Source organism: Cognatilysobacter terrigena (genome assembly GCF_004361065.1).
Classification (GTDB): Bacteria; Pseudomonadota; Gammaproteobacteria; order Xanthomonadales; family Xanthomonadaceae; genus Cognatilysobacter; species Cognatilysobacter terrigena.
Map to the genome: position 1 here is coordinate 1 of NZ_SELT01000010.1, position 15,187 is coordinate 15,187.

12 protein-coding genes and 1 riboswitch are annotated in these 15,187 nt (G+C 66.9%); of the genes, 6 read left to right on the forward strand and 6 right to left on the reverse strand.

Annotation, left to right across the window (positions count from 1 at the left end):
• The 4 genes from EVS83_RS07670 to EVS83_RS07685 all read right to left on the reverse strand — a co-directional run.
• The coding region (locus EVS83_RS07670) for a pilin (RefSeq protein WP_133500461.1) at positions 1-322 on the reverse strand (322 nt) is incomplete at its 3' end.
• Positions 323-520: 198 nt separating this feature from the next.
• The gene (locus EVS83_RS07675) at positions 521-2,368 is read right to left on the reverse strand and encodes a glycosyltransferase family 39 protein (RefSeq protein ID WP_133500462.1); all 1,848 of its coding nucleotides are present in this window, start codon (positions 2,366-2,368) and stop codon (positions 521-523) included.
• Positions 2,365-3,798 (reverse strand): sigma-54-dependent transcriptional regulator, encoded by a 1,434-nt coding sequence (locus EVS83_RS07680; protein ID WP_133500463.1) that lies wholly within the window; start codon positions 3,796-3,798, stop codon positions 2,365-2,367. The genes EVS83_RS07675 and EVS83_RS07680 overlap by 4 nt, the downstream gene beginning before the upstream one ends.
• A gap of 80 nt (positions 3,799-3,878) precedes the next feature.
• On the reverse strand, positions 3,879-5,474 hold the full coding sequence (locus EVS83_RS07685; RefSeq protein WP_246022817.1) for a sensor histidine kinase: 1,596 nt from the start codon (positions 5,472-5,474) through the stop codon (positions 3,879-3,881).
• Between the two features lie 171 nt (positions 5,475-5,645).
• Between EVS83_RS07685 and sucC the strand changes: the two genes are divergently transcribed.
• The 6 genes from sucC to EVS83_RS07715 all read left to right on the forward strand — a co-directional run bounded on the left by sucC (position 5,646) and on the right by EVS83_RS07715 (position 13,885).
• A complete protein-coding gene (gene sucC, locus EVS83_RS07690) occupies positions 5,646-6,815 on the forward strand; it encodes an ADP-forming succinate--CoA ligase subunit beta (protein ID WP_133500464.1) in 1,170 nt (389 codons plus the stop codon).
• A 55-nt stretch (positions 6,816-6,870) separates the two neighbouring features.
• Positions 6,871-7,746: a succinate--CoA ligase subunit alpha gene (gene sucD, locus EVS83_RS07695; protein ID WP_133500465.1), complete on the forward strand. Its 876-nt coding sequence runs from the start codon at positions 6,871-6,873 to the stop codon at positions 7,744-7,746.
• 119 nt (positions 7,747-7,865) lie between these two features.
• Positions 7,866-8,073: riboswitch (cobalamin riboswitch) on the forward strand.
• Positions 8,074-8,242: 169 nt separating this feature from the next.
• A complete protein-coding gene (locus tag EVS83_RS07700; RefSeq protein ID WP_425456077.1) occupies positions 8,243-10,642 on the forward strand; it encodes a ribonucleoside-diphosphate reductase subunit alpha in 2,400 nt (799 codons plus the stop codon).
• Positions 10,643-10,830: 188 nt separating this feature from the next.
• The gene (locus EVS83_RS07705) at positions 10,831-11,838 is read left to right on the forward strand and encodes a ribonucleotide-diphosphate reductase subunit beta (RefSeq protein ID WP_133500466.1); all 1,008 of its coding nucleotides are present in this window, start codon (positions 10,831-10,833) and stop codon (positions 11,836-11,838) included.
• Positions 11,825-12,235, forward strand: coding sequence for an acyl-CoA thioesterase (locus tag EVS83_RS07710; protein WP_133500467.1), 411 nt, complete (start codon positions 11,825-11,827; stop codon positions 12,233-12,235). The genes EVS83_RS07705 and EVS83_RS07710 overlap by 14 nt, the downstream gene beginning before the upstream one ends.
• Positions 12,236-12,262: 27 nt before the next feature.
• Positions 12,263-13,885, forward strand: coding sequence for an NAD+ synthase (locus EVS83_RS07715; protein ID WP_133500468.1), 1,623 nt, complete (start codon positions 12,263-12,265; stop codon positions 13,883-13,885).
• A 9-nt stretch (positions 13,886-13,894) separates the two neighbouring features.
• Here the strand turns inward: EVS83_RS07715 and EVS83_RS07720 are convergent, their stop codons facing one another.
• Both EVS83_RS07720 and EVS83_RS07725 read right to left on the reverse strand, forming a co-directional pair.
• Positions 13,895-14,167 carry a DUF4242 domain-containing protein gene (locus EVS83_RS07720; RefSeq protein WP_133500469.1) on the reverse strand — a complete coding sequence of 91 codons (273 nt, stop codon included), beginning with the start codon at positions 14,165-14,167 and terminating at the stop codon, positions 13,895-13,897.
• Positions 14,168-14,292: 125 nt separating this feature from the next.
• Positions 14,293-15,165, reverse strand: coding sequence for an outer membrane protein assembly factor BamD (locus EVS83_RS07725; protein WP_425456078.1), 873 nt, complete (start codon positions 15,163-15,165; stop codon positions 14,293-14,295).
• Between the last annotated feature and the right edge of the window lie 22 nt (positions 15,166-15,187).

Here is a 15,187-nt window from a genome sequence, read left to right on the forward strand (position 1 = left end):
CCTTGATCTTCGAGCTCGTCGACGTCTCGTTGAAGACCAGGTTGATCTTGCCCGTAGCAACGGTCGCGCTCGTCACGTACTTGCCCTTGATCGACGCGGCAGTGGCCAAGCCAGCAGCCGGGTTGTCGGTCGGCCACGCGCCATAGTTCGCGTAGTACTCGGCCACAGCCGTCTTCGCACCCGACGCCAGGCTCATGCCTTCCGACACCTGCGAGCGGGCGACGTAGTCCTGGTAGGCCGGCAGCGCGATGGCGGCCAGGATGGCGATGATCGCGACGACGATCATCAGTTCGATGAGGGTAAAGCCCTGCTGGTTCTTCATGTGTATCCCCTAGGAGAGTGGTCTTCACGGACAACGCCGGACGGCTCGCCAGATCCTTCGGTCTGCCATGCTCGCTGCCCGTGCACTGCGAGCATACGCATAACCCGTGCCAAACGGATGGTCCAGTTTGGGAGGGCTCTTTCGAGGAACGTGTCACGCTTGCCCCGACGAGCGGAAACCAGTAGGTGACGCGGTGCGTCAGTTGCTCGGAGTCGGGTGACGCAGAGTGTCGTCTTGCGCAGCGGCCATTGGGGTCAGGCGCTGGCGAATGTCAGCAACGGTGGCAGGCGATGGTGATCGAGCCAAGGCTCCACGCCAGCTTGCGCGCGCATCGTCCACGCGACCTAGAGCCGCCTGCAGGTCGCCAACGCGCACCGCGGCCTCGGCCGTTGGATCCAATACTTCGGCGCGCTGGGCCGCGGCGAGCGCGGTGCGCGTATCCCCGAGTCGTTCGGCGGCAAGGCTGTAGTTCTGCCACGTCGTCGCAACATCGGGGCGTTGTGCGAGCGCCCGCTCGAGGTGTGCCGCGGCAACCTCGGGTTGTCCATTCCGTAGCGCGATGAAGCCGCGCAGTTCGTGCACGCCCGTCGCGTCCGGCGTGGCACGCTCGACACGATCGAGTTCGCGCTGTGCGTCGCCGTTGCGGCCGGAGCGAATGTAGCCCCATGTGATGCGCTGCCAGTCGGATGGGAACGGCGGGATCAGTTGATGCGCCTGGACGATGGTCCATGCACCGAGCGCAGCACTGATCGCGACAGCGCCGGCGAGGCGCGCGATGTGTCGGGCACGGAACTCGTCGACCAGCGCCACCAGCCAGTACGCGCTGCCCAGTATGAACGGGCCAATGAAGTCGAAGCGGAATCGGTCTTCGGCGAAGAAGACCGCAATAGTGGCGAGGCCCATCGCCACCGGCGCCCACAGCGCGAGCGCGCGTCGGTCGCGTCGTAGCCATAAGGCCAGTCCGGGGAAGCCCAAGGCGAACAGCCAGCCGAACGGCAGCGGCAGAACGCTCAGCACCGGCGAGAAGCGGCGCTCGTCGCCGTAGCTTCGGGTGTTGGGCACTTCCGGATACGCGGAGAACTCGCGCAGCTTGCGGATGCCGTTCGCCATTGACTGCGCGGGATGCGCCGCGAGATAGCCCAGCGCCTCGTGCTGCCAGTACGCGCTGACTTCATGGGGTCGTAGAGCGTGGCCGGCCCGACGTTCGGCCTCGTGCGCGTAGCCGCGCCAGATGTCGAACGGCGCGGCATAGCGGCCGACGAAGCGCGGAACGCCCGAGCGCGACTGGGGGTTGTCCTCGTTGTAGAGCTGGTGCAGAACAACGCCGCCGTTGGTCGGCAGCGGTGACCAGTTCCCAGATATGGCGTGATTGCGTGCGGCCAGCATCGCAAGGGGGACGGCAAGACCAACGACGAGCGCAGCAGCACCCGGCAGCCATCGTCGGCGTGCGTCGGCCGAGCACGCAAACACCACCGCGACTGCCAGCGGCGTCATCAAGAGAAGATTCGATCGGATCGCGACGCCGAAGCCGCAGTACGCGCCGAACAGCAGCCACTGCCGCGGCGTCGGTTCGCGGACCAGCCGCAGCAGGAGAACACTCCACCACGTGACGAACGCGACGTCGCACGTCGGTTTCAGGATCGCGGCCGTGTACGCGATGGCCGTGCCGGTGCAGGCGTACAGGCTGGCAGCGACAACGCCTGTGCGATGGCGGCCGAGCGCGGATGCGATGCGATACACGCCGTAAGCGGTCCCGGTGTCGAGCGCGATCTGCAGCAGATAGATCGGAAACAGCGACCCCGTCAGTCGAAGTACGGCGCCGACCAGATAGCCGTAAAAGGGATCCATGAAGCCGAACATCGGCTGCATGCCGCCGGTGCCAGACGCAACGTCACGACCGAATGCGATGTAGTACGCCTCGTCAGGCCCGGGCTGATAGGTCAGCGGGCTGCGAATCGCAAAATAGAGATGGATCAACCGCAGCGATGCGGTGACGACGAGGACCCATGCTACGGCGCGCCGAGGAACGCCGGCTTCGTCGTTCACTCGATCCCCAGCTTCTTCAGCTTGTACCGCAACGCCCGGAACGTAATCCCGAGGGCCGCCGCGGTGCGCGTCTTGTTGTAGCGGTTCTCCTGCAACGCGTGCTGGATGGCCGCGCGTTCGATCTCCTCGATGTACGAGGGCAGGGCGCTGGTGGCGGTGTCGCGCGGGTCGAGGGCGCGGGGGTCCGCGGCTGCGGGCGTCGCAGTCGGCGCGGGCGCAGGTGCCTGCTGCGCGGCGGCATTCGACGTCGCCGGCTTCGGCGTCACCTTCGGAAGGCTCAGGTCATCGGACCGGATCACCTCGCCTTCGGCAAGCGCGAGTGCGCGCTCGAGGATGTTCTCGAGCTCGCGCACATTGCCCGGGAACGGGTAGTCGCGCAGGGCCTCGACGGCATCCGGCGACAGGTGCGGGATCGGACGGTCCTGCGCCGTTGCGAGGCGACGCAGGATGACGTCGGACAGACCGGGAAGGTCCTCCGGGCGCTCGCGCAGCGGGGGCACGCGCAATTCGATGACGTTGATTCGATAGTAAAGGTCGTGCCGGAAGCGGCCTTCCTCGACCAGCGCTGCCAGATCCTTGTGCGTCGCCGACAGGATGCGGACGTCGACTTTGACCTCGTTGTTCGAACCGACCGGGCGGATCGACTTTTCCTGGATTGCGCGGAGCAGCTTCACCTGCATCGGCAGCGGAAGCTCGGCGACTTCGTCCAGGAACAGCGTGCCGCCGTCGGCCGCCTGGAACAGGCCGGGTTTGTCGGCATGGGCGCCCGTGAACGAGCCCTTCTTGTGACCGAAGAACTCGCTTTCCATCAGTTCGGCGGGGATCGCGCCGCAGTTGACCGGCACGAACGGACCGGTCGCGCGGCCGCCCTCGGCGTGGATCGTGCGGGCGACGAGCTCCTTGCCGACGCCGGACTCGCCGGAGATGTAGACCGGTGCCTGGCTGCGGGCGACCTTCGTCAGCGTGGCGCGCAACGAGGCCATGGCCGGCGATTCGCCGAACAGGCGCGAGGAGATGCCCGACTCGTTGGCCGCGCGGCGGCGCTCGTGCAGTTCCAGCGCCTGCTTGACCAGGTCGCGCAGCACGCCGAGGTCCACCGGCTTGCTGACGAAGTCGAACGCACCGGCCTTCAGCGCCTCGACCGCCGCCTCGACGTTGCCGAAGGCCGTGATCATGGCGACCGGGGTGGTCGGATGCTTCTGGTTGATCTCGGAGACGATCTCGAGCCCGGTGCCGTCGGGCAGCCGCATGTCGGTCAGGCAGAGGTCGTACTTGTTGCGGGAGAGCAGGGCGCGGGCGTCGGTGACGTTCGCCGCTGTATCGCAGCGCAGGCCCATACGGCCGAGGGTCATGACCAGCAATTCGCGGATGTCGCGCTCGTCATCGACGACAAGAGCGGTGCGGGCGGGTGCGCTACGGGGTTCGGCCATCGGGTCCTCCGCCGCGCACCTTAGCTGATGTGACCGCCTGCGGCCACTTCGGGCCGTTTTCGTCAGCCGAAGGGCAGGTTTCAGCGGCCGAGCGCGCTCATGCGGATGCGGAAGCAGCCACCGACGCCCGGGGTCGGCACGTAGTCGAGGCTCGCCTGATTGGCGCGGCAGAGTTCGCGGGCGATGTAGAGGCCCAGGCCGGTGCCGTGGCTCGACGTCGTGAAGAACGGTTTGAAGAGGCGATTGCGGATCGGCTCGGGGATGCCGGGGCCGCGGTCGATGACGTCGAGTACGGGTTGGCCGCCGTCGATCGCCGCACGCACCGTGACGCGCGCCGGCTCGCCCGGCATGCGGCCGTAGTTGAGCGCATTCGCGACCAGCACCGTCACCGCCTGGTGCAGCTGTCGAGGATCGAACAGCGCATTGAGTTCCGCTTGCGTCGACGCCGCGATCAGCGTGTCGCCTTCGATCGGATGGCTCACGAGATAGTCGTCGACGAACTGCTTCGCGAAGTGCACGAGCTCGACGACGACCGGCTTCGCCGGTTCGCGGCGCGCGAGCCCGAGCACGTTCTCGACGATGCCGTTCATGCGCACCACGTGCTGGTGGATGATCTCGAGTAGTCGACGATCCGCCGGACGGATGTCATCCGATTCCTCGAGCAGCTGCACCGCGTAGCTCATCGCCGCGAGCGGATTGCGGATCTCGTGCGCCAGGCTCGCGGAGAAGCGACCGAGCGTCGCCAGCGTGATCGACTCGGCGCGCTGCGACAGCAGCGACGTGTCGTCGAGAAACACCAGCGCCTGGTCGCTGTTGGCCTGCAAGCGCGTGAAGCGCGGAATGACGTCGGACTGGTCGACTGCGAGGCGCAGTGGTGTGTCGTCGACGCCCCCGGTTTCGCGCCACGTCTGCAGACGGCGACCGAGCTCGGGCACGGCGACCGCGAGTTCGCGGAAGCCGTGCACTTCGTCGCCGACATCGCCCACGAGCGCGGTCGCCGCTTCGTTCGCCAGACGCATGCGGCCCGCGCCGTCGACGAGCAGAACGCCCGTACGCAGGCGGCGGATGATGAGTTCGTTGACCTGCGCGAGATGTTCGTTTTCCGTCGTGCGCAGCGCGGCGATCTCGTAGCTCTCACGCATCTGCTTGCCGAGCACGTTCATGACCGTCGCGAGCGCGATGTAGCCGATCGCGAACATCACCGGCTCGGTAAACGAGCGACGCGGTGCGCTGTCGATCACGCCCCATGCGTATTCCGCGAACAACAGCGCGACAGACACCGTCGCGAACGCGAACGCGAAGCGTGGCGGCAGCAGAAGCGATGCCGCGCCGACGTTGAACAGGATCATCACCGCGATGCCGCTGCCCGCCGACGGCAGCGCATGCATCGCAAGCACGCCGAAGAACAGGTCGGCCGCAACGCCGATGCCCGCGGACAGGCGCACGTCGATGCGTCGACCCAGGCCGAGCATCACGATCGACACGAACAGGTAGGCGATGACGACCGAGCGCGCCAGCAGCGCATAGCGCGGCGGCTCGAGCAGGCCGGTCGTCGGCCCGAACACCAGCGCGACGAGAAGCGCCGCCTCGAGCACCCGGTAAAGATTGAAAAGCCGCAGTTCGCGGTAGAGGACGTGGTCGGCGTCGAGCGGGGTCAGCGCAGGTTTGAAGGGCACGGCGCGCGTCCAGCAGTCGGTCGGCCGAGTATAGGTGGCTGATTCTCCGGGCGTTCCCCGGACCCGCGGGGTGGCCCGGCCCGGCCCGATCGGCGACAATATGGCCCCCTCGCGCCCAGCCCGGCCGCGCCGTCAGGCGCGCGAGGCCCCACGTCCATCCTTCGGTGACGCATGAATTTCCACGAATACCAGGCGAAGCAGCTCTTTGCCGACTACGGCATCGCCGTTCCCAAGGGCATCGTTGCCCGCTCGCCGGACGAGGCGGTCGCGGCGGCCAAGCAGATCCCGGGCGACCTCTGGGTCGTCAAGGCGCAGATCCACGCGGGCGGCCGCGGCAAGGCCGGCGGCGTGAAGCTGGCGAAGTCGTATGACGAAGTCGCGCAGTACGCCAAGCAGATGCTCGGCACGAAGATGGCGACCTACCAGACCGCCGGTGTCGAGCTGCCGATCGATTCGGTGCTGATCTCCGAAGGCACGGACATCGCGAAGGAGCTGTACCTGTCGGTGCTCGTCGATCGTTCGACGAAGACCGTCACCTTCATCGCTTCCGCCGAAGGCGGCATGGACATCGAGCAGGTCGCGCACGAGAAGCCCGAGGCGATCCACACGCTCAACATCAACTACGTCGAAGGCCTGCAGCCGTACCAGTGCCGCGACGTCGGCTTCGCGATGGGTCTCAACGCGAAGCAGGTCGGCCAACTGACCAAGATCATGACGGGCCTGTTCAAGCTCTTCATGGACAAGGACCTCGCGCTGGTCGAGCTCAACCCGCTCGCGATCCTCACCAATGGCGACCTCGCCGTGCTCGACGGCAAGATCAATTCGGACGACAACGCGTCGTTCCGTCATCCCGAACTCGTCGCCATGCGCGACGTGCGTCAGGAAGACGACACCGAAGTGCTCGCGTCGAAGTACGACCTCAACTACGTCACGATGGACGGCGACATCGGCTGCATGGTCAACGGCGCGGGCCTGGCCATGGCGACGATGGACGTCATCGCGCTCAACGGCGGTTCGCCGGCGAACGTCCTCGACGTGGGCGGCGGCGCGACCAAGGAGCGCGTCACCGAGGCGTTCAAGCTGATCCTGTCGAGCGACAAGGTGAAGGCGATTTTCGTGAACATCTTCGGCGGCATCGTCCGCTGCGACATGATCGCGGAAGGCATCATCGCGGCGGTCAAGGAAGTCGACGTCAAGGTGCCGGTGATCGTGCGCCTCGAGGGTACGAACGTCGAAGCGGGCAAGGAGTTGCTGAAGAACTCCGGCCTCGCCATCACCCCGGCCGACGACATCAACGACGGTGCGAAGAAGGCCGTCGCGGCCGTCAAGCAAGCCGCCTGAGACTTCCACGTCGCGCGGCACTGATCCGCGCGACCGACACAGGAATACGAATCCAATGTCCGTTCTGATCAACAAGGACACGAAGGTGATCGTGCAGGGCTTCACCGGCTCGCAGGGCACCTTCCACGCGCAGCAGATGCTCGACTACGGCACCAAGGTCGTGGGCGGCGTCACCCCGGGCAAGGGCGGTACTGAGCACCTCGGCCTGCCCGTCTTCAACACCGTCGCCGAAGCCGTCGCCAAGACCGGCGCCGATGCGTCCGTGATCTACGTGCCGCCGCCGTTCGCGGCCGATGCGATCATGGAAGCCGCGGCTGCGGGCATCCGCGTCATCGTCTGCATCACCGAAGGCATTCCGGTGCTGGACATGCTGCGCGCGAAGAACGTGCTCAACCAGCATCCGGAAACGGTGCTCGTCGGCCCGAACTGCCCGGGCGTGATCACGCCGGGCGAGTGCAAGATCGGCATCATGCCGGGCCACATCCACCAGCCCGGCAAGATCGGCATCGTGTCGCGTTCGGGCACGCTCACCTATGAAGCGGTGAAGCAGACGACGGACGTCGGCCTCGGCCAGTCGACCTGCATCGGCATCGGCGGCGACCCCATCAACGGCACCAACTTCATCGACGCGCTGAAGTGGTTCCAGGACGACCCGCAGACCGAAGGCATCATCATGGTCGGCGAGATCGGTGGTTCCGCTGAAGAAGAAGCGGCGGAGTTCATCGCCAAGCACGTGACCAAGCCGGTCGTCGGCTTCATCGCCGGTGCGTCCGCGCCGAAGGGCAAGCGCATGGGCCACGCCGGTGCGATCGCCTCGGGCGGCTCGGGCACGGCCGAAGGCAAGTTCGCGGCGCTGGAGAAGGCGGGCGTCACCACGGTGAAGTCGCCGGGCGACCTCGGTGCGGCGATCGCGAAGAAGCTTGCCGGCTGATTCAGCCCTTCGAGTTGTCAGCAAAAGGCCGCCTCCGGGCGGCCTTTTGTTTTGCGCGCCAAGCGGAGGTGGCTTGCTGTCAGCACCAAATATTGTGTTGACGGATTTTGCCGTCCCGCATATGTTGTGCCCGTCGAAGGTGCCGTCTCTGCCAGGAGCGGCTTAATAGGGAACCCGGTGGGAATCCGGGACTGCCCCGCAGCGGTAAGTGGAAACGACCCGCGTCATTGGCACTGGCCTTACGGCTGGGAAGCGACGCGCAGTAGGTGGCGACTCCGGTCGCCGTAGTCCACGAGTCCGAAGACCTGCCTCGATCGGCGGCCGCGTGCTGCCGTTGGCCAGGCGTCCTCGTGGGAGGGACGGGTCGGTCCGCGGACCTCGTCCGCCGCCTTCCGTCTCCACATGTCGATGCCGGCTCGCCCGAGGGGGCGGGGGCCGGCGCAGGTCGACGCGTGCGCCGCTTTCGCTTCCTCTCCATCGCCACCGGAGAGGAACAATGACGACCGAAACACTGACCCACGCCACGCCGCCCGAGGCGCTCGACACCGACCAGCCGGGCTTCGCGCTGACGCCGCCGCATGCGCCCGCGACCATGACCGTCACCAAGCGCGACGGCCGCCGCGAGCCGGTCGACGTCGCCAAGATCGTGCGCGCCGTGCAGCGCTGCAGCGCGGGCTTGGACGACATCGACCCGATGCGTGTCGCGCTCAAAACGATCGGCGGCATCTACGACGGCGCGACCACGCGCGAACTCGACGAGCTGTCGATCCACACCGCCGCGGCGTTCACCGCGGAAGAGCCGCAGTACTCGCGCCTCGCTGCGCGCTTGCTGAGCGCGTACATCGACAAGGAAGTCGCCGGGCTCGGCGTGTATTCGTTCTCGCAGTCGATCGTGCTCGGCCACGACCTGGGGCTGATCAACGACCGCGTGCGCGACGCCGTCGAGGCCAACGCGCGCAAGTTCAACGACGCGATCGATGCGGCGCAGACGCAGCGCTTCGAGTACTTCGGCCTGCGCACGCTCTACGACCGCTACCTGCTCAAGCATCCTCACAGGCGCCACGTCATCGAGACGCCGCAGCACTTCTTCATGCGCATCGCGGTCGCGCTGACCGACAGCGCGGCCGGCGCCCTGCAGCTGTATCGGCTGATGTCGTCGCTGGACTACGTGCCGAGTTCGCCGACCTTGTTCAACTCCGGCACGCGCCACGAGCAGCTGTCGTCCTGCTTCCTGCTCGATTCGCCGCAGGATTCGCTCACCGACATCTACGCGCGCTACGGCGACGTTGCGCAGCTCTCGAAGTTCTCCGGCGGCATCGGGCAGGCCTACCACCGCATCCGCGCGCGCGGCTCGCTGATTCGCTCGACCAACGGCCGCAGCAACGGCATCGTGCCGTGGCTGAAGACGCTCGACGCCTCCGTCGCCGCGGTGAACCAGGGCGGCAAGCGCAAGGGCGCCGCCTGCATCTACCTTGAGACGTGGCACGCGGACATCGAGGAGTTCCTCGAGCTGCGCGACAACACCGGCGACGAGATGCGTCGCACGCACAACCTCAATCTGGCGAACTGGATTCCCGACCTTTTCATGCGTCGCGTCGACGCGGACGGCGACTGGTCGCTGTTCGATCCCAAGGCCGTGCCGGAGCTGCCGGACCTCTGGGGCGATGCCTTCGATCGCGCCTACGAGCAGGCGGAGCAGCAGGGCCTTGCGAGCCGCACCGTCAAGGCGCGCGAGCTCTACGCGCGGATGATGAAGGTGCTCGGCGAAACCGGGAACGGCTGGATGACGTTCAAGGACGCGTCCAACCGCACCTGCAACCAGGTCGGCCCGGGTCGCACCGTGCATCTATCGAATCTCTGCACCGAGATCCTCGAGGTGACGAGCGCCGACGAGACGGCGGTCTGCAACCTCGGATCGATCAACCTCGCGCAGCACGTCGGCGAACACGGGTTCGACTTCGACAAGCTGGCGGAGACCGTGCAGGTCGCGGTGCGTCAGCTCGATCGCGTGATCGATCTCAACTTCTATCCGATCGAATCGGCGCGTCGCTCGAACCTGCGTTGGCGTCCCGTCGGGCTCGGCGTGATGGGCCTTCAGGACGTGTTCTTCAAGCTGCGGATGCCGTTCGATTCGGCGGAAGCGCTGGAGCTGTCGACGCGCATCGCCGAGCGCATCTACCTCCACGCGCTGGAGGCGTCGTGCGACCTCGCCGAACAGCACGGCGCGCATCCGTCGTTCGCGGAGACGCGTGCCGCGGCGGGCGACCTGCAATTCGACCTGTGGAACGTGGCGCCGACCCAGTCCGTCGCGTGGGAGGCGCTCAAGGCGCGAATCGCGCAACACGGCCTGCGCAATTCGCTGCTCATCGCCATCGCGCCTACCGCGACCATCGCATCGATCGCCGGCTGCTACGAATGCATCGAGCCGCAGGTGTCGAACCTGTTCAAGCGCGAGACGCTGTCGGGCGACTTCGTGCAGGTGAATCGCTATCTCGTCGACGAATTGAAGAAGCTCGGGCTGTGGACGCAGACCGTGCGTGACGCGATCAAGCTCGGCGAAGGTTCGATCCAGTCGATCGAAGCGATTCCCGCCGCGCTGCGCGAGGTCTATCGCACCGCCTGGGAGCTGCCGCAGAAGGCGTTGATCGACCTCGCCGCCGCGCGCGGTGCGTACATCGACCAGTCGCAGTCGCTGAATCTCTTCATGGAGAGCCCGAACATCGGGCGGCTGTCGTCGATGTACATGTATGCGTGGAAGTCCGGTCTGAAGACGACGTACTACCTGCGTTCGCGGCCGGCCACGCGTATCGCGAAGGCGACGGTGAGCGCCGTCGCGCCGCAAGCCGCGATCGCCTGTTCGCTCGAGAACCCCGAGGCGTGCGAGGCCTGCCAGTAAACGACTCATGCGCCGGCCGCAGTGACGCGCGCCGGCGCCTTCCCTCTGCAGGGGCGCGCGGAAGACGGCAGGAGCCGTCGAGGGAACGCCGGCGCAATGGATCGCGCGCTTGGACGCGATGCAAGGACGTCGTCCGCCGCCCCTGCACCTTCTTAATGCGACGCGATGCGTCGCCGTCGGACATCACCATGACTGGACGCCTGCTCGACCCCGGTTTCGCCCTTACCCTGCGCCCGATGCGCTATCCCGCGTTCTACGACATGTACCGCGATGCGGTGCGCAACACGTGGACGGTGGAGGAGATCGACTTCGGCATCGACGTCAACGACCTGCGCGACAAGCTCACGCCGGCCGACCGGCATCTCATCGAGCGCCTCGTCGCGTTCTTCGCGACGGGCGATTCGATCGTCGCCAACAACCTCGTGCTGAATCTCTACCAGCACGTCAACGCGCCCGAAGCGCGCATGTACCTGTCGCGGCAGCTGTACGAGGAAGCGCTGCACGTGCAGTTCTATCTCACGTTGCTCGACGCCTACGTGCCGGACGTCGAGCGTCGCGCCGCGGCGTTCGCCGCCATCGAGAACATCCCGTCGATCCGTGCCAAGGCCGACTTCTGCTTCCGCTGGATCGATTCGATCCAAGGGCTGCAGCGACTGGAAAGTCGTGCCGACCGCCGCACCTTCCTGCTCAATCTCATCTGCTTCGCCTGCTGCATCGAAGGCCTGTTCTTCTTCGCCGCGTTCGCCTACGTCTGGTTCCTGCGTTCGCGCGGGCTGCTGCCGGGGCTCGCGGCCGGCACCAACTGGGTGTTCCGCGACGAGTCCGGGCACATGGCGTTCGCGCTCGAGGTCATCCGTACCGCGCGAGACGAGGAACCCGATCTGTTCGACGCAGCGATGGAGCGTGACGTCCGCGCGATGCTGCGCGAGGCGGTCGACGTCGAAGCGGCCTTCGCGCACGACGTGCTGTCCGGTGGCGTGAATGGGCTTTCACCGCGCGAGATGCGCCAGTACCTCGAATACGTGGCGGACCTGCGACTCGCCGCGCTCGGCATGACGCCCGAATTCGGCAGCCGCAACCCGTTCGCCTTCATGGACCTGCAGGACGTGCAGGAACTGACCAACTTCTTCGAACGCCGCGTGTCGGCCTACCAGGTCGGCGTGAGCGGGCAGGTCGCGTTCGATGACGCGTTCTGAAGCGCCACGCGAGGCGCGTCTCTGGGAAATCGTGTTTCCGGACCACGCCAATCATCTCGGCACGCTGTTCGGCGGGCAGGCGCTGGCGTGGATGGACAAGGCCGCGTTCATCGCCGCGACGCGCTATGCGCGCCGTACGGTGGTGACGGCGCGCTCGGAGCAGGTGGACTTCCACGTGCCCGTGCGGCAGGGCCAGCTCGTGGAGCTGGTCGCGCGCGTGGCGGACGTCGGGCGGAGCTCGATGCGCATCGAGGTGGAGCTGCATACCGAGGATCCGCATGCGGGCACGCGGCATCTGTGCACGCGCGGGCACTTCACGATGATCGCGCTCGACGCCAACGGCCGGCCGGCGCCGGTCGAACCGCTCGATGACGGGGCGACGCACGCGCCTGCGTAAAATCGGCGGCCTTGGACAGGAGCGGCCATGGCCCTGCGAATCGCCCTCGCGCAGTTCGACTTCCCGGTCGGCGACATCGCCGGCAACACCACCCGTATCGAAGCGTTCATCGCGGAGGCGCGCGATACGCACGGCGCGCAGCTCGTGGTGTTCCCGGAGCTCGCGGTGAGCGGTTATTCGCCGGAAGACCTGCTGCTGCGGCCGAGCTTCCTCGCCGACTGCGAGCAGGCGATCCGGCGCATCGCCGCGTCGACGCGGGGCATCGCCGCGGTGGTCGGCTGGCCCGAGACGGCGGGCGCGATCGTCTACAACGCCGCGAGCGTGCTGCGCGATGGCCGCATCGAGCGCACCTATCGCAAACGCGAGCTGCCGAACTACCAGGTATTCGACGAACGCCGCTATTTCTCCGTCGATCCGGATGGCGAGACCTGCGTGGTGGACGTCAACGGCGTGCAGGTCGGCGTGGTGATCTGCGAGGACCTCTGGTTTCCGGAGCCGCTCGCGGCCACCGTCGCCGACGGCGCGCAACTCGTCGTGGTGCCGAACGCATCGCCCTACGAGCACGACAAGCACGCCACGCGCGATGCATTGCTCGCGGAGCGAGCGACCGAATCGGGTGCGGCGATCGCCTACCTCAACGTCGTCGGCGGACAGGATCACGTCGTGTTCGACGGCGCATCGGTCGTGGCCGATGGCGATGGCCGCGTGCATCCGGCCGCCGGTGCGTTCGACGATCAATGGCTGGTGGTCGACTTCGACGCCGCGACCAAGCGTTTCTCCCCGGTTCGCTGGACGATCGAGGACGACGAGAGCCGCGAAGGCCTAGCGTGGCGCGGCATCGTGCGCGGCACGCGCGACTACTGCCGCAAGAACGGCTTCGACAAGGTGTGGCTCGGGCTCTCCGGCGGCATCGATTCCGCGCTGGTGCTCGCGATCGCCGTCGACGCGCTGGGCGCGGAGAACGTCACCGCCGTGCGCCTGCCGTCGCGCTACACCGCGGACATATCGAACGACCTCGCCGCCGCGCAGTGCGAACGCCAGGGTGTGCGCCTCTTGACCCTGCCGATCGAGAAGCCGTTCGAGGCGTACCTGGCCACGCTCGCGTCGACGTTCGAAGGTCGCGACGTCGACACCACCGAAGAAAACCTGCAATCGCGCATCCGCGGCGGGATGCTGATGGCGCTGAGCAACAAGTTCGGCGGCCTGCTGCTTACCACCGGCAACAAGAGCGAGTACGCGGTCGGCTACGCGACGATCTATGGCGACATGTGCGGCGGCTACGCGCCGATCAAGGACGTCTACAAGACCGACGTGTTCGCGCTTGCGCGGTGGCGGAACACCGTCGATGCGGTGATCCCGCAGGCGGTGATCGATCGTCCGCCGTCGGCCGAGCTGCGCGAGAACCAGAAGGATCAGGACTCGCTGCCGCCCTACGACGTGCTGGACGCGATCCTGCAGCGGCACGTCGACGGCGAGCAGTCGCGCGACGAGATCGTCGCTGCGGGCTTCGACGCGGCCACGGTCGAGCGTGTGCTCAAGCTCGTGCGCACGTCCGAGTGGAAGCGGCATCAGGCGGCGCCGGGCCCGAAGATGACGCCGCGCGCGTTCGGTCGCGAGCGGCGTTATTCGATCAGCAACGGGTATCGCTGATCGACGTGGCTACTCGGCGGTGGTCGGATCGATCACGTTGTGGACGCGGGATACGCGGTTGGCCGGAAAGCCGCCGCGACGCGCGTGTTCGCGCACCGTGTCTTCGTCCGGCGCCAGGTAGAGGCAGTACACGCGGTCGCCGGTGACGTAGCTTTCGACCCACTGGATCTGCGGCCCCATCGCCTGCAGCACGCCGCAGGACGTATTCGAGATGTCTTTCAACTGCTGCGGGGTGAGATCGCCTGCGCCGGGAATATCGCGCTCGATGACATAGCGGGGCATGCGCCTTCTCCGTGGATGGGGCGCTGCAGTCTCGCGCCGTCTCGGCGCAGGGGGATGCCCGTCCGTCGTCCGTAACGAAAAACGCCGCCCGGAGGCGGCGTTTCGATGGCGCGTGAAGGGAAGCGTCAGTGGCCGACGGCCGACGCATCGCCACCGAACGGGTTGAGGCGGCGCAGGTGGCTCGGGTAATCCGGCCACTTGCCGGCGAGATACGGGTGGTTCGGCGAGGCCTTCTGCAGCTCGGCGCGCGCGTCGTTCGCGAGCGTCGTATTGCCGAGGTCGGTGTACGCCGCGGCCAGCGTCGCGATCGCGTCCGCCTGGTAGCTCGACTGCGGATAGTTCTCGAGCACGTACTTGGCGCGGTCGATGGCGGCCACGTCGGCGCCGCGCTTCAGATAGAACAGCGCGGTGTCCATCTCGTAGCGGGCGAACATGTCGCGCAGCTTGGCCATGCGGTCGCGCGCGTCGGCGGCGTAGCGGCTGTTGCCGTAGCGCTCCACGACGATGCTGAAATCGTTGTACGCCTGCATCGGCGTCGCGAGGTCGCGGCGCGCCGGGTCGAGGTGCCACACGCGCTGCAGGAACACGGCGTCGCGCGAGGAGTTCACCAGCCCGCGCAGGTAGTACAGGTACGCGATGTTGCGGTTGGTCGGATAGGTACGGATGAAGCGGTCGATGGTGCTGACCGCGTCGTCGTGCTGGCCGGCCTTGTACTGCGCGTACGCCGTCTCGATCAGCGCCTGCTCGGTGTACGGCCCGTACGGGTACTGGGCGATGAGGCGCTTGTAGGTCTCCTGGGCCGACGACCAGTTGCCATTCGTCATCGACTTGTGGCCCTTCTGGTACAGCGTTTCGACCGGGACGCCCTCGTTCGAGTCGTCCTTCTTTCGGAACTTGGAGCAGCCGGTGCCGGCGAGGAGCGAGACCGCGAGGACGGCGACCGCCATGCCACGGAAGAGGGACACGGGCGACGGGCGGAAGGCGGAGCTTGAGCTCATGGGATCGACGGATGCCGGATCG